General features: G+C 66.4%; 15 protein-coding genes. 9 read left to right on the top strand and 6 right to left on the bottom strand.

Translation table 11 applies throughout. From position 1 onward, the window contains the following. Positions 1–121: 121 nt before the first annotated feature. The 4 genes from oppB to oppF are packed head-to-tail and all read left to right on the top strand — an operon-like array spanning position 122 to position 3,967. A complete protein-coding gene (gene oppB, locus NOM55_RS06890) occupies positions 122–1,042 on the top strand; it encodes an oligopeptide ABC transporter permease OppB (protein WP_120810222.1) in 921 nt (306 codons plus the stop codon). 14 nt (positions 1,043–1,056) lie between these two features. Next, positions 1,057–1,974 carry an ABC transporter permease gene (locus NOM55_RS06885; protein ID WP_082133630.1) on the top strand — a complete coding sequence of 306 codons (918 nt, stop codon included), beginning with the start codon at positions 1,057–1,059 and terminating at the stop codon, positions 1,972–1,974. A gap of 12 nt (positions 1,975–1,986) precedes the next feature. After that, positions 1,987–2,988, top strand: a complete 1,002-nt coding sequence (locus NOM55_RS06880) for an oligopeptide/dipeptide ABC transporter ATP-binding protein (RefSeq protein WP_255908002.1) — start codon at positions 1,987–1,989, stop codon at positions 2,986–2,988. Further along, the gene (gene oppF, locus NOM55_RS06875; protein WP_255908001.1) at positions 2,981–3,967 is read left to right on the top strand and encodes a murein tripeptide/oligopeptide ABC transporter ATP binding protein OppF; all 987 of its coding nucleotides are present in this window, start codon (positions 2,981–2,983) and stop codon (positions 3,965–3,967) included. Before NOM55_RS06880 ends, oppF begins: the two co-directional genes overlap by 8 nt. Positions 3,968–4,437: 470 nt before the next feature. Here the strand turns inward: oppF and secA are convergent, their stop codons facing one another. After that, positions 4,438–7,146: a preprotein translocase subunit SecA gene (secA, locus tag NOM55_RS06870; protein WP_255908000.1), complete on the bottom strand. Its 2,709-nt coding sequence runs from the start codon at positions 7,144–7,146 to the stop codon at positions 4,438–4,440. Positions 7,147–7,379: 233 nt separating this feature from the next. Here secA and NOM55_RS06865 point away from each other — a divergent pair, with 233 nt between their 5' ends. Then, positions 7,380–7,808: a DciA family protein gene (locus NOM55_RS06865; RefSeq protein WP_047965945.1), complete on the top strand. Its 429-nt coding sequence runs from the start codon at positions 7,380–7,382 to the stop codon at positions 7,806–7,808. A 309-nt stretch (positions 7,809–8,117) separates the two neighbouring features. Further along, positions 8,118–9,401, top strand: coding sequence for a DUF3422 family protein (locus NOM55_RS06860; RefSeq protein ID WP_120810219.1), 1,284 nt, complete (start codon positions 8,118–8,120; stop codon positions 9,399–9,401). A 220-nt stretch (positions 9,402–9,621) separates the two neighbouring features. Here NOM55_RS06860 and NOM55_RS06855 read toward each other — a convergent pair whose 3' ends face one another. Together NOM55_RS06855 and NOM55_RS06850 are read right to left on the bottom strand one after the other, a co-directional pair. Continuing rightward, positions 9,622–10,170, bottom strand: a complete 549-nt coding sequence (locus NOM55_RS06855; RefSeq protein ID WP_047965947.1) for a YfaZ family outer membrane protein — start codon at positions 10,168–10,170, stop codon at positions 9,622–9,624. A gap of 28 nt (positions 10,171–10,198) precedes the next feature. Further along, a complete protein-coding gene (locus NOM55_RS06850; RefSeq protein ID WP_255907999.1) occupies positions 10,199–10,831 on the bottom strand; it encodes a YceH family protein in 633 nt (210 codons plus the stop codon). Between the two features lie 126 nt (positions 10,832–10,957). On the opposite strand from NOM55_RS06850, the gene NOM55_RS06845 reads away from it, so the two are divergent. Further along, positions 10,958–11,725 carry a TlyA family RNA methyltransferase gene (locus tag NOM55_RS06845; protein ID WP_255907998.1) on the top strand — a complete coding sequence of 256 codons (768 nt, stop codon included), beginning with the start codon at positions 10,958–10,960 and terminating at the stop codon, positions 11,723–11,725. 158 nt (positions 11,726–11,883) lie between these two features. On the opposite strand, the gene NOM55_RS06840 is transcribed toward NOM55_RS06845, so the two are convergent. Beyond that, positions 11,884–12,369, bottom strand: a complete 486-nt coding sequence (locus NOM55_RS06840; RefSeq protein WP_047965950.1) for a universal stress protein — start codon at positions 12,367–12,369, stop codon at positions 11,884–11,886. A 196-nt stretch (positions 12,370–12,565) separates the two neighbouring features. Between NOM55_RS06840 and NOM55_RS06835 the strand changes: the two genes are divergently transcribed. Then, a complete protein-coding gene (locus NOM55_RS06835; protein WP_147424467.1) occupies positions 12,566–12,901 on the top strand; it encodes a hypothetical protein in 336 nt (111 codons plus the stop codon). A 66-nt stretch (positions 12,902–12,967) separates the two neighbouring features. On the opposite strand, the gene NOM55_RS06830 is transcribed toward NOM55_RS06835, so the two are convergent. After that, positions 12,968–14,320 (bottom strand): glutamine synthetase family protein, encoded by a 1,353-nt coding sequence (locus NOM55_RS06830; protein WP_255907997.1) that lies wholly within the window; start codon positions 14,318–14,320, stop codon positions 12,968–12,970. Between the two features lie 484 nt (positions 14,321–14,804). Beyond that, positions 14,805–16,064: a glutamate-5-semialdehyde dehydrogenase gene (locus NOM55_RS06825; protein WP_047965953.1), complete on the bottom strand. Its 1,260-nt coding sequence runs from the start codon at positions 16,062–16,064 to the stop codon at positions 14,805–14,807. Between the two features lie 288 nt (positions 16,065–16,352). Here NOM55_RS06825 and NOM55_RS06820 point away from each other — a divergent pair, with 288 nt between their 5' ends. Then, positions 16,353–18,254 carry a propionate--CoA ligase gene (locus NOM55_RS06820; RefSeq protein ID WP_255907996.1) on the top strand — a complete coding sequence of 634 codons (1,902 nt, stop codon included), beginning with the start codon at positions 16,353–16,355 and terminating at the stop codon, positions 18,252–18,254. Positions 18,255–18,410: the final 156 nt, after the last annotated feature.

The following is an 18,410-nucleotide window of genomic DNA, read 5'->3' as shown; positions in this document are numbered from 1 at the left end:
GGGCCACCCGGTCTGGTTTGAAGTGATGGCGATTGCTGCACTGCCGCGACCTGCGGTGCTGCTGCCGCTTGCCTACCTGCATTGCTGCAATGCAAAGCGCTATCCGTCCTGGAGTACTCCCATGTGGTCTTACGCTTTACGACGCGTGCTGATGACGATTCCCACGTTGTTGCTCGTCATCACCGTCTGTTACCTGATGCTGCACGCCACCCCCGGTGGCCCGTTTGACACCGAACGCAAGGTTTCTGCGGCGGTGATGGCCAACCTGCAGGCCAAGTACCATCTGGACCTGCCGCTGTGGCAACAATACCTCCTCTACCTCAAGAGCCTGCTGCAAGGCGACCTGGGGGCTTCTTTCCGTTACGCCGACTGGAGCGTCAACGAGCTGGTGGGCAATGCGCTGCCGGTATCGCTGGCCATCGGTGGCGGTGCACTGCTGCTGTCGGTGGTCATCGGTGTGGCGCTGGGCATTATCGCCGCGCTGCGCCAGAACAGCCTGATCGACTACTTCGTGATGCTGGTCGGCAACCTCGGCAGCGCCTTCCCCTCCTTCGTGATCGGCCCGGTGCTGATCCTGCTGTTCGCCATCTGGCTGAGCGTGCTGCCGGCCGGCGGCTGGAACGACTTCGACCCGCGCTACATGGTGCTGCCGATCGCGCTGCTGACCTTCATCAACGTGTCTACCATCGGCCGCGTGATGCGCGGCAGCCTGATCGAGGTGCTGAACAGCAACTTCATCCGTACCGCGCGCGCCAAGGGCCTGCCGCTGCGGACCATCGTGTTCCGCCACGCGCTGAAACCGGCGCTGATGCCGGTGGTGTCGGTGCTCGGCCCGCTGGCGATCTCGTCGATCACCTCGGCGGTGGTCACCGAGTCGGTGTTTTCCCTGCCGGGGCTGGGCAAGCTGATCATCAACGGCGCCTCCAACCGCGACTACACGCTGGTGCTGGGGCTGGTGGTACTGGTGACCGTGTTCGCGGTGATTCTCAATCTGCTGGTTGACCTCGCCTACGCGTATCTCGACCCGAAAATCCGCTACTGAGCGAGGGCTTGCACATGTTGTTCAGAAGTAAACAAAAGGCGGTGGCCGAGGCCATGGCGGCCAACCTGAGCATGGCCGCGGTCGAAGGCCGCAGCCCGTGGGCCGATGCCCGCGAACGCTTCCTGCGTAACAAGGCGGCCGTGGTCAGCCTGATCCTGCTGTCGCTGGTGGTGCTGGCCTGTGTCTTCGGGCCGATGCTGCTGCCGCACAGCTACGAGGACACCGACTGGGATGCGATGGCGATGGCGCCGACCTGGCACAACCTGCACCTGTTCGGCACCGACGATCTCGGCCGCGACCTGCTGGTGCGCACCCTGATCGGCGGCCGCATCTCGCTGATGGTGGGCCTGATGGCCACCATCGCCTCGGTCACCATCGGCATCGTGTGGGGCGCCACCGCCGGCTTCCTCGGCGGCAAGGTCGATACCGTGATGATGCGCATCGTCGACATGATGTACGCGGTGCCCTACCTGCTGATCGCCATCCTGATGGTGACCCTGCTCGGTCGCGAGTTCTACCTGGTGGTGCTGACCATCACCGTGTTCTCGTGGATGGACATGGCGCGCGTGGTGCGCGGCCAGACGCTGTCGGTGAAGTCGAAGGAGTTCGTCGAAGCGGCGCGTGCCATCGGCGTGTCCACCGGCAGCATCATCTTCCGCCACGTGGTGCCGAACCTGCTGGGCATCGTGGTGATCTACACCACGGTGACGGTGCCGGGCGTGATCCTCACCGAGTCGGTGCTGTCCTTCCTGGGCCTCGGCGTACAGGAGCCGATGACCAGCTGGGGCGTCCTGATCGAAGACGGCACCGGGGTGATGGAAACCACACCGTGGATGCTGCTGTTCCCTGCGGCCATGCTGTCGCTCACCCTGTACTGCGCCAACTATATCGGCGACGGCATGCGTGACGCGCTGGACCCGAAAGACCGATAAGAGGAGAACAGCATGAGCCTGTTACAAGTAAACAATCTCGGCGTGCAGTTCCAGACCCCCGACGGTCTGGTCAGCGCCGTCAACGGCGTCAGCTTCGACCTGCAGGCCGGCCAGACGCTGGGCATCGTCGGCGAATCCGGCTCCGGCAAGAGCCAGAGCGTGCTGGCGATGATGGGCCTGTTGGCCAAGAACGGCAAAGCCACGGGCGAAGCGCTGTACAACGGCCAGAACCTGCTGACCATGAGCCCGCGCCAGCTGAATGCGATCCGCGGTGACCGCGTGTCGATGATCTTCCAGGACCCGATGACCTCGCTGAACCCCTACCTGACGGTGGAGCGGCAGATGACCGAGGTGCTGGAGCTGCACAAGGGCATGACCCGGCGCGAGGCGAAAAAGCGCGCCATCAGCCTGCTGGAAGCGGTGCGCATTCCCGAGGCGGCCCGCCGTGTCGACATGTACCCGCACGAGTTCTCCGGCGGCATGCGCCAGCGCGTGATGATTGCGATGGCACTGCTGTGCGAGCCGGAAATCCTGATCGCCGACGAGCCGACCACCGCGCTGGACGTGACGGTGCAGGCGCAGATCCTCAGCCTGCTGAAGGACCTGCAGCGCGACTTCGGCACCGCCATCGTGATGATTACCCACGATCTGGGCGTGGTGGCCGGGCTGTGCGAAAAAGTGATGGTGATGTATGGCGGCCGGGTGATGGAGTATGGCAGCGCCAATGACATCTTCTACCAGCCGTCGCACCCGTACACCATCGGCCTGCTCGGCGCGCTGCCGCGGCTGGACCACGACGGTAGCGAGCTGGTCAGCATCCCCGGCAATCCGCCGAACATGGCCAACATGCCGAAGGGCTGTCCGTTCTCCGAACGCTGCACCCATGTCAGCGAGCTGTGCATCAGCACGCTGCCGCCACTGGCTGCCTCTGCGGCCAACCCTGCCGTGCTGCGCGCCTGTCACAAGGCGCCGGCCGAGCTGAAACCGTCCGTCGAGGTAGTGGCCCATGTCTGACAAGAAACTGATTCTCTCGGTGCGCGACGTCAAGGTGCACTTCAAGGTCAAGGGCGGCAACGACTGGCCGTGGACGCCGAAGAAAACGCTGAAGGCGGTCGACGGCGTCAGCTTCGACCTGTACGAAGGCGAGACGCTGGGCGTGGTCGGCGAGTCCGGCTGCGGCAAGTCGACGCTGGCGCGCTCCATCCTCAACCTGATCCCGGCCACCGCCGGCGAGATCGTGTGGATGGGCCGTGACCTGCGCCAGGGTACGGAGAAGGACTGGCTGGCGGTGCGCCGCGACATCCAGATGATCTTCCAGGACCCGCTGGCCTCGCTCAACCCGCGCATGACCATCGCCCAGATCATCGGCGAGCCGCTGCGCGTGCACCGCCCGGAGCTGTCGTCCGAGGAAGTGATGAAGCGCGTGCGCGCGATGATGGTCAAGGTCGGCCTGCGCGAGCAGATGATCAACCGCTATCCGCACGAGTTCTCCGGCGGCCAGTGCCAGCGTATCGGCATCGCCCGTGCGCTGATCCTGGAGCCGAAGCTGATCATCTGCGACGAGCCGGTGTCGGCGCTGGACGTGTCGATCCAGGCGCAGATCATCAACCTGCTGAAGGAACTGCAGCGCGAGATGGGGCTGGCGCTGATCTTCATCGCCCACGACCTGGCGGTGGTGAAGCACATTTCCGACCGCATCCTGGTGATGTATCTCGGTCGCGAGATGGAGCTGGCGGAGAAGCATGCGCTGTACGACAAACCGTCGCACCCGTATACCCGCGCGCTGCTGTCGGCGATCCCGATCCCGGACCCGAAACTGGAGCGCAACAAGGTGATCCAGATCCTGCAGGGCGACCTGCCCAGCCCGATCAACCCGCCGTCCGGCTGTGTGTTCCGCACCCGCTGCCCGCTGGCGGAGGCGCAGTGCGCCGGCGAACGTCCGGAGTTGCGCCGGCTGAGCGCCGACACCCAGTCCTCCTGCCTGCTGGCCTGACACAAGGTTGGCCGCAAGCCTGCGGCCAACCTTGTCGACACCGCCCTGTCGCCGCATCCGCGGTGGCAGGGTTTTTTCATGGCTGACGCGCTGGCCGGCCAGCAGTGACGGCGGCGTTTGCGGGGGCGGCCAGGCTTGTGTCGCACGGTGGCGTGCGCTGCGGCACAAAGCTTGGTGCCATTGTCGTGTCGTGTCGTGTCGTGTCGTGTCGTGTCGTGCGGACGGCAAGCCCGTTACGGTGGGGCAGGGCGTGCGAGATGGTCGTGCACCGCAGGCGGTCTGCAGCGGGCCAGGGTTGGCCGCAAGCTTGCTGCCGCTGCCGCCGTTCGGCTTGGCCGTGGCCGGGCGGTCACGTACAGATCGGGCGCGCTGCGGCCAACCTTCGGCCGTGTGCGCTGACCGTCAGCACCGGCACCATGAAAAACGCCGCCGTGACGGGGTCACGGCGGCGTGATGGGGGCAGCTACGGCTCAGCTCAGCTGGCCATGGCACTGCTTGTAGCGTTTGCCGCTGCCGCACGGGCAGGCATCGTTGCGACCGACACGCAGGCCCTGTGCCGCCAGCGCGGTGGCGGAGAATGGATTGTCCTCGCCGGAGACTGCCGACGGCAGCTCGTCGTGGTGCAGTTCCATGCCGGCCACTTCGTGCGGGGCGACCGCTTCCATGTCGGCTTCGCTGCGTACCTGCACCGTCATCAGCACGCCGACCACGCTGCGCTTGATGCGGTCCAGCATGCCGGCGAACAGTTCGAACGCCTCGCGCTTGTATTCCTGCTTCGGGTTCTTCTGCGCGTAGCCGCGCAGGTGGATACCCTGGCGCAGGTGGTCCATGGCGGCGAGGTGTTCGCGCCAGTTGTTGTCCAGCATCTGCAGCACCAGACCATGCTCGAACTGGCGCATCGCCGCTTCGCCGGCCTGGCTGATCTTGTCCTGATAGGCGGCTGCGGCCAGCTCCAGGATGCGCTGCTTGATGTCGGGAATGTCCAGCGTCGGCTGTTCCTGGATCCACTGCGCCACCGGTGCGGCGAGCTGGAATTCGCTGTCCAGCGCCTTTTCCAGCCCCGGCAGGTCCCACTGTTCTTCCAGCGATTCCGGCGGCATGTGCTGGTCGATGAGGTCGGACAACACGTCGTCGCGCATATTGCCGACGATGGCGGACACGTCCTGGTCTTCCAGGATCTCGTTGCGCTGCTGGTAGATCACCTTGCGCTGGTCGTTGGCGACGTCGTCATACTCCAGCAGCTGCTTGCGGATGTCGAAGTTGCGGCCTTCCACCTTGCGCTGCGCGTTCTCGATGGAGCGGGTCACCCAGGCGTGCTCGATGGCCTCGCCGTCCGGCATTTTCAGCTTGTCCATGATCATCGCCACGCGGTCGCCGGCGAAGATACGCAGCAGCGGGTCTTCCAGCGACAGGTAGAAGCGGCTGGAGCCGGGGTCGCCCTGGCGACCGGCACGGCCACGCAGCTGGTTGTCGATACGGCGCGACTCGTGGCGTTCGGTACCGATGATGTGCAGGCCGCCGGCGGCCAGCACCTGTTCGTGGCGCAGTTTCCAGTCGCTGCGGATGGCGTCGATGCGCGCCGCCTTGTCGGCGTCGGACAGGCTGTCGTCGGCTTCCACCGCCTTGATTTCCGGCTCCGGGTTGCCGCCGAGCACGATGTCGGTACCGCGGCCGGCCATGTTGGTGGCGACGGTGATCACGCCGGGACGGCCGGCCTGCACGATGATGTCGGCTTCACGCGCGTGTTCCTTGGCGTTGAGCACGTTGTGCGTGAGGCCGGCATCGCCGAGCAGCTTGGCGACGATTTCCGAGTTCTCGATACTGGTGGTGCCGACCAGCACCGGCTGGCCGCGTTGCTGGCAGTCGCCGATGTCGGCGAGGATGGCCGCGTATTTTTCGCGTGCGGAACGGTAGATCTTGTCCTGGCTGTCGATACGCACCATCGGACGGTTGGTCGGGATCACCACCGTTTCCAGGCCGTAGATGCTCTGGAATTCGAAGGCTTCGGTGTCGGCGGTGCCGGTCATGCCGGACAGCTTGCCGTACAGGCGGAAGTAGTTCTGGAAGGTGATCGACGCCAGCGTCTGGTTCTCGCGGTTGATCTGCACGCCTTCCTTGGCTTCCACCGCCTGGTGCAGGCCGTCGGACCAGCGGCGGCCGGACATCAGGCGGCCGGTGAATTCGTCGACGATGATCACCTCGCCGTCCTGCACCACGTAGTGCTGGTCGCGCATGAACAGCGCGTGCGCCTTCAGCGCGGCGCCGAGGTGATGCATCAGCGAGATGTTGGCCGCCGAGTACAGGCTGTCGCCGTCCTGCAGCAGGCCCATTTCGGCCATGATCTGTTCCGCGCGCTCGTGGCCGGCTTCGGACAGCAGCACGCTGTGTGCTTTTTCGTCGACCCAGTAGTCGCCTTCGCCGTCTTCGGTTTCCTGCTTCTGCAGGCGCGGTGGTACCTGGTTGATCAGCTGGTACATGGCGACGTTGTCGTCGGCCGGACCGGAGATGATCAGCGGCGTGCGCGCCTCGTCGATCAGGATGGAGTCCACTTCGTCGACCACGGCGAAGTTCAGCTTGCGCTGCACCTTCTCGCCCAGCGAGAACACCATGTTGTCGCGCAGGTAGTCGAAGCCGAATTCGTTGTTGGTGCCGTAGGTGATGTCGCTGCCGTAGGCGGCCTTCTTGGCGTCGTGCGCCATCTGGCTGAGGTTGACGCCGACCGACAGGCCGAGGAAGTTGTACAGCTTGGCCATGATGCCGGCGTCGCGGCTGGCCAGGTAGTCGTTGACAGTGATCACGTGCACGCCGTTGCCGGACAGCGCATTGAGGTACACCGGCAGGGTGCCGACCAGGGTCTTGCCCTCGCCGGTACGCATCTCGGCGATCTTGCCCTGGTGCAGCACCATGCCGCCGATCAGCTGCACGTCGAAGTGGCGCATGTTCAGCACGCGGCGGGAGGCTTCGCGGCAGACGGCGAACGCCTCCGGCAGCAGCGCGTCCAGCGTTTCGCCCTTGGCATGACGCTCCCGGAATTCGGTGGTCTTGGCCGCCAGCGCTGCGTCGGACAGCGCGGTCATGGTGCTTTCCATGGCGTTGATGCGCGCCACAACCTGTCGGTATTCCTTCAGCAGGCGTTCGTTGCGGCTGCCGAATACTTTCTTAAGGAGCGTCGAAATCATTGTCTGAACATCCAGCGGCCAGCGGGCCGAAAAAAATGGCTTAAAGTGTAGCACACGAATAAGCGGCATAGATGGGGCCGATTCTGCGCGGAATCAAGATGCATGGCGATGAATTGCCGGTCGCCCGGCCGCCGTTGCGGCCAACCTTGTACACGCCGCGTGGCGGCGCCGATGGCGCGGCAGGCAGGGCGGTTTAGCGCTAAACTGCGGCTATCCCTTTGCCCGACTTCATCATGAGCAGCCTGCACCTCACCGCCTTCAGCCGCCGCGACAAGCAGCTGGCCGACCTGACCGCCGCCGCCCACGCCATCCTGGCACTGGACCGCGCGTTCAAGCGCCTGCTGCCGGGGCAACTTGGCCAGTTCTGCCAGGTGGCCTGCGTGCGCGACGGTGAACTGGTGGTCTACGCCCACAACAGCACCGTGGCCGCGCGGCTGAAGCTGCTCGGCAACAGCCTGCTGGCGCCGCTGCAGCGCCAGGGCCACCCGCTGCGCAGCCTGCGCGTCAAGGTGCTGCCGACACCGCCCAAGCTGCGCAAGCCGAAATCCTTTGCCCTGTCCGAGGCCGGCGTCAGCGCCTTCGACGACGCTGCACGCCAGATCCGCAATCCGGTGGTGCGCGAGGCGATGCTGGCACTGCTGGCCCACCACAAGCCGCGCTGAGTACGTGTCCACGATCTCGCGCGCTCACGCGGGACAAGGCGAAAACGGCTGGGGACGCGGCGTTTATCCAGAGATAAAGCAAGCATGCCGAAGGCGTTTTTAACGCGGCATCGCCTCATTTGAGATGGAGTCGCGGCAGACCGTGAACAGGTTCTGACGGCGTGCCGGGCACAGAATGTACCAGCGGGTGTGGTATTCCTGAGCGATTGCCGTGCCGCCACGGCTGGCGGGCTGGCGGTGGCCGGTGCCGCCGTTTATGCTGCGGTGCAGATGCCGACAGAGCATCGTCAACTGGACACTGCCTAGATCATGACAACCCTCACCAGCCACCCGTTACGACGGGTGCTCAATGACGAAGCCCATGCTCGTCCCCCGATCGCCATTCCGTCGCCGGCGCGGCTCTCCACGCTGACCCTGCTGTTCGACGACGACGACACCGCGCAACGCGCCGCCTTCATCGAGCTGTTCCGCCGCCTAGGCCTGCCGCTGCCGGATCCGCGCGGCGCGCACCATACCGGCATCGCCGGCGACCTCACCGTGCGCTGGGCGCTGCATACCGAATTCGTGCGTTACACCTTTGTATTGTCCGGCGATTGCGTCGACCCGTTCGAACGCACCGCGCTGGACCGGCTGCCGAAGGACTGGCTGGCCAGCCTGCCCGGCGAGCTGATGGTGGCGATCCATGCCGTGCTGCTGCCGGCGTCGCAGGAGGCACCGGCCAGCGAGATCTCGCAGCGCTGGTTCGGCGGCCACGACCTGATCGGCGCCGAGATCGGCGACAACAACGGCGTCGCCTACACCGACCTGCGCCTGCACCCGGACGCACGGCTGACCGAAGGCTTCAGCCGCTACGTGGTGATCGACCGCGACATGGGGCCGTCGCAGTCCGGCCGCATGCTGCAGCGTCTGTTCGAGATCGAGACCTACCGCCTGCTGGCGTTGCTGGCGCTGCCGGAGGCGAAGCGGCAGGCACCGGAATTGAGCCGCCTCGGCACCCAGCTGCGCAGCGTCACCCAGCGCATGGCGGAGCAGAGCGACACCGACGCGCTGCTGCTGGACGAGTTGACCGATCTGGCGGCGCAGGGCGAACAGCTGATCGCCGAAAGCCAGTACCGCTTCGCCGCCGCGCGCGCCTACTACAAGCTGGTGGAGCGGCGCATCACCGAACTGCGCGAAAGCCGGCTGCCGGGGCTGCAGCCGTTCCGTGAATTCATGGAGCGGCGGCTGGTGCCGGCGATGGAGACCTGCGACACCGCCGCCAAACGCCAGGAGCGGCTGATGGCGCGGCTGCAGCGCAGCACCGCCTTGCTGCGCACGCGGGTGGAGGTGATGCACGAGGCGCAGAACCGCGCGCTGCTGGCAAGCATGAACAAGCGCGCCGCACTGCAGCTGCGGCTGCAGGAGACGGTGGAAGGGCTGTCGGTCGGGGTGCTGACCTACTACGCCATCGGCCTGCTGTCCTATCTGTTCAAGGCGGGCAAGGCGCTGGGCGCGCCGATCAATGCCGAGCTGGCCACCGGGCTGTCGGTGCCGCTGGTGGCGCTGGCGGTGTGGTGGGGCATGCGACGGCTGAAGCGTACCGTGCTGCACTGAGCATCCCTACTGCCACGGATTGCAGCAGGGGCGACGGCATTAGAAACGGCTGCGGCATGGCTGTTTCCGCCAGGTAAACACCGCTTGCCCTGCCGTTGGCGCCTGCCCTCGCGTGAAGGCGCCAGATCGTGAACTCGTTTTGAGCGCCAAGGTTGGCCGCAATGCAAACCGGCCCGACAGCATGCTGTCGGGCCGGTTTGTTTATCGGGCGCTGGCGTGATCAGAAGGCGACGCTGACCCCGGCGTAGGCGCCGTCGGCGATGCTGCGGTCACGCTGGCTGTCGTTGCGCTTCACTTCGAACACGCGGTAGCCGGCCTCGACCCCGACCAGCTTCAGCGGGCTCCAGCGCAGGCCGACCATGCTGTCGCTGACCGATTTCACGCTGCCGCTGGCGGCCGACGACGGCGCGTAGAAGCCCTGCGCGAACAGCTCGGTGCTGGCCGGCAGATCGATGGTCAGGCGGCCGCCGACCATGGCGGCGCTGGCGTAGCCGTCCGATTCCAGATAGGCCAGCTTGCCGCCCAGGTCCAGGCGCAACAGCGCCGGTACCGGCAGGCCGAACAGCACGCCGACGGCGCTGGCCTGCGGCTTGTCGCCCTGCGGTGTGGCCTTGCGCGCCACGATGTGGTCGATGCTGATGCCGGGGCCGAGGCCGGTCGGCATGCGGGTGAGGAAGTCGTAGTCACTGCCGCGGGCGAGGGTGGTGTCGCCGGCAACGGCGGACAGTGGCAGGCAGGCGGCCAGCGCCAGCAGGACAGGTTTCAGCATGATGTTCTCCGGAAAAAGGGGGGCGATGTTACGCCTGTCCGGCGCCGGCTTCCAGCTCGGCGACGCGTTGCAGCAGGCCGGCGACGGTCTGTTCCAGCGCGCTGACCCGTTCGGCGAGACTGTCGTCGCTGGCGCTCGCCGTCGCAGGGGCGGCGGCCACGGCCACCGGATGCAGGGTGTGCACCCAGCGCGCCTCGCGTTCGCCCGGCTGGCGTGGCAGCTTCAGCACCAGCGGCGGGTACTTGTCGGCCAGCGCATTCAGCGCGGTATCGACCTCCTCGACGCTGCCGAAGCTGTACAGGCGTCCGGCGCGGGTGCGCAGCTCGGCCGCGGTCTGCGCGCCACGCAGCATCAGCAGCGCCAGTGCGGCCAACCTGGCGCCGTCGATGTTCCACGCGTAGTTGAGGCGGTGTTCGTATTTGGCGACGCGGCTGCCGGCCGGTAGTCGTTCGTTGACCAGCTTGGCGGCGAGCAGGCTGTCCAGCGTGGCGCTGAGATCGGCCTCGCTCAGCTGCAGCACCGGCTCGCGGCTGGTCAGCTGGTTGCAGGCGGCCAGCAGCGCGTTGAGGGTCAGCGGATAGCTGTCCGGGGTCAGCGCCTGTTTCTCGATCAGTGCGCCGAGGACGCGTACCGCGTGCGGTTCCAGTGTCAGGGTGTCCATTTTGTTCTCCTTGTGGCCATGGCTGCGGCCATCATCGCATCTTATGGTGGCACTGCGGCAGTCTTGACAGCCCGCGGCGCATTGCGCACCCTTGCCGCCCGATTGCCTGTTTGTGGAGTGCGCCTGATGCAACGTGTTGATTTGTTACTGGTCGAGCTGGGTCTGGCGCCATCGCGCACCGCGGCACAGGCGCTGATTGCCGCCGGGCGGGTCAGTATCGACGACGGCGGCCAGTTGCGCGACATCGGCAAGGCCAGCCAGAAGCTGCCAGCCGACAGCCGCTTCGTGATCGTGCCGGACGAGGCCGACCGCTACGTGTCGCGCGGCGGGCTGAAGATGGCCGGCGCGCTGGCGCAGGCCGGCTTGCAGATCGACGGCTGGACGGCGCTGGATGTCGGCCAGTCCACCGGCGGCTTTTCCGATTGCCTGCTGCAGGCCGGCGCGCGGCGGGTGGTGGGGGTCGATGTCGGCCACGACCAGCTGGCGCCAAGGTTGGCCGCCGATCCGCGCATCGTCGCCTTCGAGGGCGTCAACGCCCGCGCGCTGGACCACGCGGCGCTGCTGGCCGCCAATGACGGCGCGCCGTTCGACCTGATGGTGTGCGACGTGTCTTTCATCTCTCTGGCGCTGGTGTACCCGTCGGCGCTGCCGCTGATCCGGCCGGGCGGCTACCTGCTGAGCCTGGTCAAGCCGCAGTTCGAGGTTGGCCGCGAAGGGCTGGGTCATGGTGGTATCGTGCGCGACGCGCAGCTGTACGCCGGGGTGGAGCAGAAGATCAGCGCGCTGGTGGCCGAGCTGGGCTTCCGGCGGCTGGGCTGGTTCGACAGCCCGATCAAGGGCGGCGATGGCAACCGCGAGTTCTTCATCTTCGCGCAGCGCCACGCCTCTGCCTGAGCGCGTGCCCACGCTCTCGCGAACTCACGCGAGACAAGGCGCAAACGGCCGAGCAAGCGGCGTTTACCTTGCGGTCAACTTGCATGCCGCCGCCGTTTTCAACGCCGGATCGCCCCGTTGCGACCCGCCGCAGACAATGGTGAACCGGTACTGAACCCTCAGCCTATGCTCGGCAGCGGGTTGTCGTCGTCTTCCGGATTGCGCACCACCAGCAGCGGCAGCGTGGTCTTGCGCATGATTTCCTCGGCAAAGCTGCCCATCAGCAGGTGACGCCAGCCACGGTGGCCGTGGGTGCCGATCACCAGCAGGTCGCTGGCGACCTGGGTGGCGCAGTCGACCAGCGCCTGCGTCATGCTGCTGCCACCTTCCGGCGCCTCCAGCAGGAAGCAGTCCGGCTGGGCCACCCCCATCTTCTGCGCGTAGTCGGCGGCCTCGTCGAGGATGGCCTGGCCGCGACCGCGGGCCTCCGCCTGCAGTGCGCCGCTGTCGAGCAGGCCGACGCTTTCGATGGCGAAGTCGTGCAGCGACACCACATGCACCAAGGACAGGCGGGCCTTGCTGGCGGCGGCAAGACGAACCGCCTCGATCAGGGCCGGGCGGGCGTTATGGCTGCCGTCGAGGGCAACCGTCAGATGCTGGTACATGCACTTCTCCTTTGCGGGTGAGGGAGTTCGGATCCAGGCGGCAGTGTAACGCGCCGGTCATGTCATTGGAATGGCTGGCGCGGCGACTGGGCGGTGCTGGCAAGGCCGGCCCTCATGCCATTTATAGGTGTTTTCACGGATAGGTTCGCCAGCGATTGCAGATTAGAATCTTGTCATTATTACAGGAGGATATGCCGTGTTCGCTTGGTTCGCTCTCTCTGCATTATTGGTGTTTGCTGCCCTGTACTGGTTGTTCTTCGTCAAGCCGGCGCAGCAGCGGGCCAGGTCCAAGGCCGCCGCCCGTGCCGGCACGGCGCGCTATGCGATGCACGCGCAGACGCAGTCGCTGCAGCACGATGTCCACCTCACCGGCCCGGCCTACGGCGCCCTGCTGCGCCTGGCGCGTGGCGACCGGCAGAAGGTCGAATTCTGGATCATCGAAGTGCAGCGCCAGATGCCGGGCCATACGCGCAGCGACGCCATCGCGCTGCTGGCCGAGCGCACCGCGGCGCCAATGGCCGCCACGGCGTAAGCGCCATCCCGTCTTGATCAGCACAGGCCACGGCATTGCCGTGGCCTGTGTCGTTTTCCGCTGCCGTCAGGCCAGTAGCGACAGGTAGCGGCGCTCCCACGGCGTGATCTCGCCGTGAAAATGCTGCAACTCCACTTCCTTCACCGCGGCATAGGGCAGGCTGAATGCCTCGCCGAACAGGCGGCTGACGCTGTCGGCGCCCTGCATCGCCGCCAGCGCTGCGTCCAGCGTGTTGGGCAGCAGTTCGCTGTCCGCCTGCTTGAACACGTTGCCCTGAGCCGGTGCGCTCGGCTGCAGGCCGTCCTCGATGCCGAGCAGGCCGGCACCGAGGCTGGCCGCCAGCGACAGGTAGGGGTTGGCGTCACAGCCGGGCAGGCGGTTTTCCACCCGCCGTGCCTCCGGGCCGCCCTGCGGGATGCGCAGCCCGACCGAGCGGTTGTCCAGTCCCCACGACACGTTGACCGGTGCCGCCAGCCCCTTGACGAAGCGGCGGTAGGAATTGGGACTAGGGCAGAACAGCGGCATCAGCTTGGGCAGATGCGTCTGCAGGCCGGCGATGAAGTGGTGGAACAGCGCGCTCTCGTTGCCGTGGCGGTCGCTGAACACGTTGCTGCCGTCGCGGTCGACCAGGCTCTGGTGCAGGTGCATCGAGCTGCCCGGCTGGCCGGCCAGCGGCTTGGCCATGCACACCACGTTCAGGCCGTGGCGGTTGCCGGTTTCCTTGAGCAGGGTCTTGAACAAAAAGGTCTGGTCGGCCAGCGCCAGCGCGTCGCCGTGCTTGAGGTTGATCTCGAACTGGCTGGGGCCCATCTCGTGCACCCAGGTATCGGTGGCGATGCCGAGCAGCTCGCAGCCGCGGTAGACGTCGTCGAAGAATGCTTCCAGATCGTTGAGGGTGGTAAAGCTGAACGAGTCGAAGCCGACCTCGCGCCGGCCGCTGCGCAGCGGCGGTGCCTGGAACGGCTGCGCCGGATCAGGGTTGGCCGCAAAGATGTAGAACTCCAGCTCCGGCGCTACCACCGGCTGCAGCCCGCGCGCGGCGTAGCCGGCCAGCACCCGCTTCAGCGCCGAGCGCGGCGCGAACGGGGTCAGCGCGCCGTCCAGATCGACACAGTCGCACAGCACCAGCGCGCGCGGCGTACTGGCCCACGGCACCGGTCGCAGCGTGGCCATGTCCGGGCGCAGCGTGGCGTCGGGGTCGTTCTCGCCGTAGAAGCGGTAGTCGGGGAATTCGCCGACGCAGCTCTGGATCGCCACCGCGCGCGCGATGCGCAGCGTCTGGCCACTGATGAAGGCCTCGCGCGGCAGCGTCTTGCCGCGGGCAAACCCGCTGACATCGGCAAAGCACAGCTCCACGTCACGACAGCCGCGCTCGCGCAGCCACTGGCTCTGTTCGGTATTGGGTACGACTGGGTACATGCACGACTCCTGAACGGGATGGCGGGGCGCAAGCGCGGTGCCAACGGGCCAGACGATTATGCCTGTGCGGTAATGCAGGGCAAGTATTTTGTTCCGCATGGCGGGACATTGTTTCAAAAAATGGAAATAAACTGCGCATTGCTGCCAAAAACGGGGTTTGTCCTGCCGGCTTGTCCACAGCCCCCTGTTTTCACTGTAGCACTGTGACGGACAGGGGCCACGCTCGCCCGCGCCGGCCTGCCGCTGTCGGCAAGTGCTTGTCGGCAAAGCGGTTCTTGGCGCGTGACGGGCGGTTTTTGCGCGTGATCATCGCCAGCGGCCACACCATTGCGCGGCGTGGCCAGTATTGTGCACAACTTATCCACAGCCGACTGTGGAAGAGTGGCGCAGTCGGCAGCGGCACGTACGGCAAGAACTGCGGGCAAGACAATGCGCCGCGGGCAGGGCTGCCGGCGGCGCATCGGAGGGTGAAACGGGTGCGGTTTTACTGGCGGATCTGGCCGTCGCCGAGCACGATCCACTTCTGGCTGGTGAGACCGTGCAGGCCGACCGGGCCGCGGGCGTGGATCTTGTCGGTGGAGATGCCGATCTCGGCGCCGAGGCCGTACTCGAAGCCATCGGCAAAGCGGGTGCTGGCGTTGACCATCACGCTGGCGGAGTCCACCTCGCGCAGGAAGCGACGTGCACGGCCGTAGTCATCGGTGACGATGGCGTCGGTGTGGTGGCTGCCGTAGTGGTTGATGTGCTCGATGGCATCGTCGATGCCGCCGACCACCTTGATCGCCAGCACCGGCGCCAGGTATTCGGTTTCCCAGTCAGCCTCGGTGGCAGCGACTACCTTGTCGCCGAGGATGCCCTGGGTGCGCTCGCAGCCGCGCAGCTCGACGCCTTGCTCCCAGTACGCCGCGGCCAACCTTGGCAGGATGAACTCGGCAAACGCGGTGTGCACCAGCAGCGTTTCCATGGTGTTGCAGGTGCCGTAGCGGTGGGTCTTGGCGTTCAGCGCGATGTTGAACGCCTTGTCCGGATTGGCGGTGTCGTCGATGTAGACGTGGCAGTTGCCGTCCAGATGCTTGATCACTGGCACCCGCGCCTCGCGGCTGATGCGCTCGATCAGGCCCTTGCCGCCGCGTGGCACGATCACGTCCACAAACTCGCTCATGGTGATCAGCTCGCCCACCGCGGCGCGGTCGGTGGTTTCCAGCACCTGCACCGCGTGCAGCGGCAGGTCGGCCACGCGCAGGCCCTCGTGCACGCAGGCGGCGATGGCCTGGTTGCTGTTGAACGCTTCCGAGCCGCCGCGCAGGATCACCGCGTTGCCGGATTTCAGGCACAGGCCGGCGGCGTCGGCGGTCACGTTCGGGCGCGCCTCGTAGATGATGCCGACCACGCCCAGCGGCACGCGCATCTTGCCCAGCTGGATGCCGGACGGACGGTAGGTGAAGTCGTCCATCTCGCCGACCGGGTCCGGCAGTGCCGCGATCTGGCGCAAGCCCTCGGCCATGCCGCGCACGGTTTTTTCCGACAGCGTCAGGCGGTCGATCAGCGCTTCTTCCAGTCCGTTCTGGCGCGCGTTTTCCAGATCCACCATGTTGGCCGCAACCAGCCGTTCCAGATCGCGCTCGATGGCGTCGGCGATGGCCAGCAGCGCCTTGTTCTTCTGGTTGGTGTCGGCGCGGGCGATGGCGCGGCTGGCCTTGCGCGCGGCCTGGCCGACGACGTTCATGTAATGTTTGATGTCCATGGCTTTGTCCTGTCCTGCGGGCGTTTTCTTAGCGTTACAGCGTACCGCATCTGCCCCGCTTTCGACCAGTGTTGTGCAAGGCCAGCCGGCGGCAGCGCCGGCGAATGGCGGGCGGAATGCGGCGCCGGCTCGGCATTTCCGCAACGTCCAATTTCGCGCGGGTCGCCGGCAGGGGGTGTGCGCATTGACCTTGCCCGTCAAAGGGCTTAATTTGTCTGACAAGCAACCGCTTGGTTGTTTGACGCCAGACCGCGCGCCAGACGCGGCAGACACAAGAGAGACCCCGACATGACCTCGTACCACGACTTCCATCGCCGCTCCATCGACGACCCGGCCGGCTTCTGGGCAGAGCAGGCGCAACGCATCCACTGGCACAAGCCCTTCGACAAGGCGCTGCAGTACGACCAGCCGCCGTTCCGCGACTGGTTCGCCGGCGGCGAGACCAACCTCTGCTACAACGCCGTCGACCGCCACCTGGCCGCGCGCGGCGAGCAGGCGGCGCTGGTGTACGTGTCCAGCGAGACCGGCGCCGAAAGCAGCTACAGCTACCGCGAGCTGTACGAGGAAGTGGCGCGTTTCGCCGCCATCCTGCAGGCGCAGGGCGTGGGCAAGGGCGACCGGGTGCTGATCTACATGCCGATGATCCCGGAGGCGATCTTCGCGATGCTGGCCACGGTGCGCCTGGGCGCCATCCACTCGGTGGTGTTCGGCGGCTTCGCCTCCGCCAGCCTCGCCACCCGCATCGAGGATGCCACGCCCAAGGTGATGGTCACCGCCGACGCCGGCATGCGCGGCGGCAAGGTGATCGCCTACAAGCCGCTGGTGGACGAGGCGCTGACGCTGGCCGGCAGCAGCGCGCCGGGCAAGGTGATCGTGGTCAATCGCGGTCTCGCCGAGGCGCCGATGATGAAGCCGGGGCGCGACCTCGACTACGCCGCGCTGCGCGAGCAGCACCTGCACGAGCGCGCCGAGGTGACGTGGGTGGAATCCAACCACCCCAGCTACATCCTGTACACCTCCGGCACCACCGGCAAACCCAAGGGCGTGCAGCGCGACACCGGCGGCTACGCGGTGGCGCTGGCGGCGAGCATGGACTACATCTACGGCGGCCAGCCGGGCGAGTGCTACTTCTCCACCTCCGACATCGGCTGGGTGGTCGGCCACTCCTACATCGTGTACGGCCCGCTGCTGAACGGCATGACCACGCTGGTGTACGAAGGGCTGCCGATCCGCCCCGACGCCGGCATCTGGTGGCAGCTGGTGGAAAAGTACAAGGTCACGGTGATGTTCTCGGCGCCGACCGCCATCCGCGTGCTGAAAAAGCAGGATCCGGCGTGGCTGCATAAATACGATCTCTCCAGCCTGCGCGCGCTGTTCCTCGCCGGCGAGCCGCTGGACGAACCGACCGCCAGCTGGATCGCCGCCGAATTGCAGGTGCCGGTGCTGGACAACTACTGGCAGACCGAAACCGGCTGGCCGATGCTGACGCTGTGCAACGGCGTGGAGCCCAAGGCGGTCAAGTTCGGCAGCCCCGGCCTGCCGGTGTACGGCTTCAACGTCAAGCTGTTCAACGAGGCCACCGGCGAGGAGGTCGGCCCCGGCGAGAAGGGCGTGATCGGGGTGATCCCGCCACTGCCGCCGGGCTGCATGAGCACCATCTGGCAGCAGGACCAGCGCTTCGTCGACACCTACTTCAGCCTGTTCCCGGACCAGCTGGTGTACTCCAGCTTCGACTGGGGCATCAAGGATGCTGACGGCTACTTCACCATCCTCGGCCGCACCGACGACGTGATCAACGTCGCCGGCCACCGTCTCGGCACCCGCGAGATCGAGGAAGCCGTTGCCGGCCACAGCGCCATCGCCGAAGTGGCGGTGGTGGGCGTGGAAGACAGCCTCAAGGGCCAGGTGCCGAAGGCGTTCGCGGTGGTGAAAAACCCGGCGCTGCTCGACGATCCGGCCAGCCGTGCGCAGCTGGAAAAAGAGGTCATCGCGCAGGTGGCGGCGCAGCTGGGCGCGATCGCCAACCCGGCGCGGGTGTACTTCGTCAACCAGCTGCCGAAGACCCGCTCCGGCAAGGTGCTGCGCCGCTCGATCCAGGCGCTGGCCGAAGGCCGTGATCCGGGCGACCTGACCACGCTGGACGATCCGGCCGGTATCGAGCAGATCCGGCAGAGCATCGAGCAGGCCTGAGCCGGCGGAGCGGTCCGCCGCAACGAATGGCCGCGACGGTCGCCGTCGCGGCTTTTTGCCGTCGGGCGCGGCTGGTTTTCTGCCGGGTGGGGGCCCCGATGTTCCCACACCCCCTCCCCCCAACACAAAAAAAAAATCACCACAAACAATCTAACA

It is taken from the genome of Vogesella sp. AC12, from assembly GCF_024437575.1.
In the GTDB taxonomy this organism is placed as follows: Bacteria; Pseudomonadota; Gammaproteobacteria; order Burkholderiales; family Chromobacteriaceae; genus Vogesella; species Vogesella indigofera.
This window is presented reverse-complemented; position numbering and strand designations above follow the sequence as displayed.

Coding starts and splice junctions, on each gene's coding strand:
- oppB (WP_120810222.1), top strand. CDS start 122: ATGTGGTCTTACGCTTTACGACGCGTGCTGATGACGATTCCCACGTTG.
- NOM55_RS06885 (WP_082133630.1), top strand. CDS start 1,057: ATGTTGTTCAGAAGTAAACAAAAGGCGGTGGCCGAGGCCATGGCGGCC.
- NOM55_RS06880 (WP_255908002.1), top strand. CDS start 1,987: ATGAGCCTGTTACAAGTAAACAATCTCGGCGTGCAGTTCCAGACCCCC.
- oppF (WP_255908001.1), top strand. CDS start 2,981: ATGTCTGACAAGAAACTGATTCTCTCGGTGCGCGACGTCAAGGTGCAC.
- secA (WP_255908000.1), bottom strand. CDS start 7,146: ATGATTTCGACGCTCCTTAAGAAAGTATTCGGCAGCCGCAACGAACGC.
- NOM55_RS06865 (WP_047965945.1), top strand. CDS start 7,380: ATGAGCAGCCTGCACCTCACCGCCTTCAGCCGCCGCGACAAGCAGCTG.
- NOM55_RS06860 (WP_120810219.1), top strand. CDS start 8,118: ATGACAACCCTCACCAGCCACCCGTTACGACGGGTGCTCAATGACGAA.
- NOM55_RS06855 (WP_047965947.1), bottom strand. CDS start 10,170: ATGCTGAAACCTGTCCTGCTGGCGCTGGCCGCCTGCCTGCCACTGTCC.
- NOM55_RS06850 (WP_255907999.1), bottom strand. CDS start 10,831: ATGGACACCCTGACACTGGAACCGCACGCGGTACGCGTCCTCGGCGCA.
- NOM55_RS06845 (WP_255907998.1), top strand. CDS start 10,958: ATGCAACGTGTTGATTTGTTACTGGTCGAGCTGGGTCTGGCGCCATCG.
- NOM55_RS06840 (WP_047965950.1), bottom strand. CDS start 12,369: ATGTACCAGCATCTGACGGTTGCCCTCGACGGCAGCCATAACGCCCGC.
- NOM55_RS06830 (WP_255907997.1), bottom strand. CDS start 14,320: ATGTACCCAGTCGTACCCAATACCGAACAGAGCCAGTGGCTGCGCGAG.
- NOM55_RS06825 (WP_047965953.1), bottom strand. CDS start 16,064: ATGGACATCAAACATTACATGAACGTCGTCGGCCAGGCCGCGCGCAAG.
- NOM55_RS06820 (WP_255907996.1), top strand. CDS start 16,353: ATGACCTCGTACCACGACTTCCATCGCCGCTCCATCGACGACCCGGCC.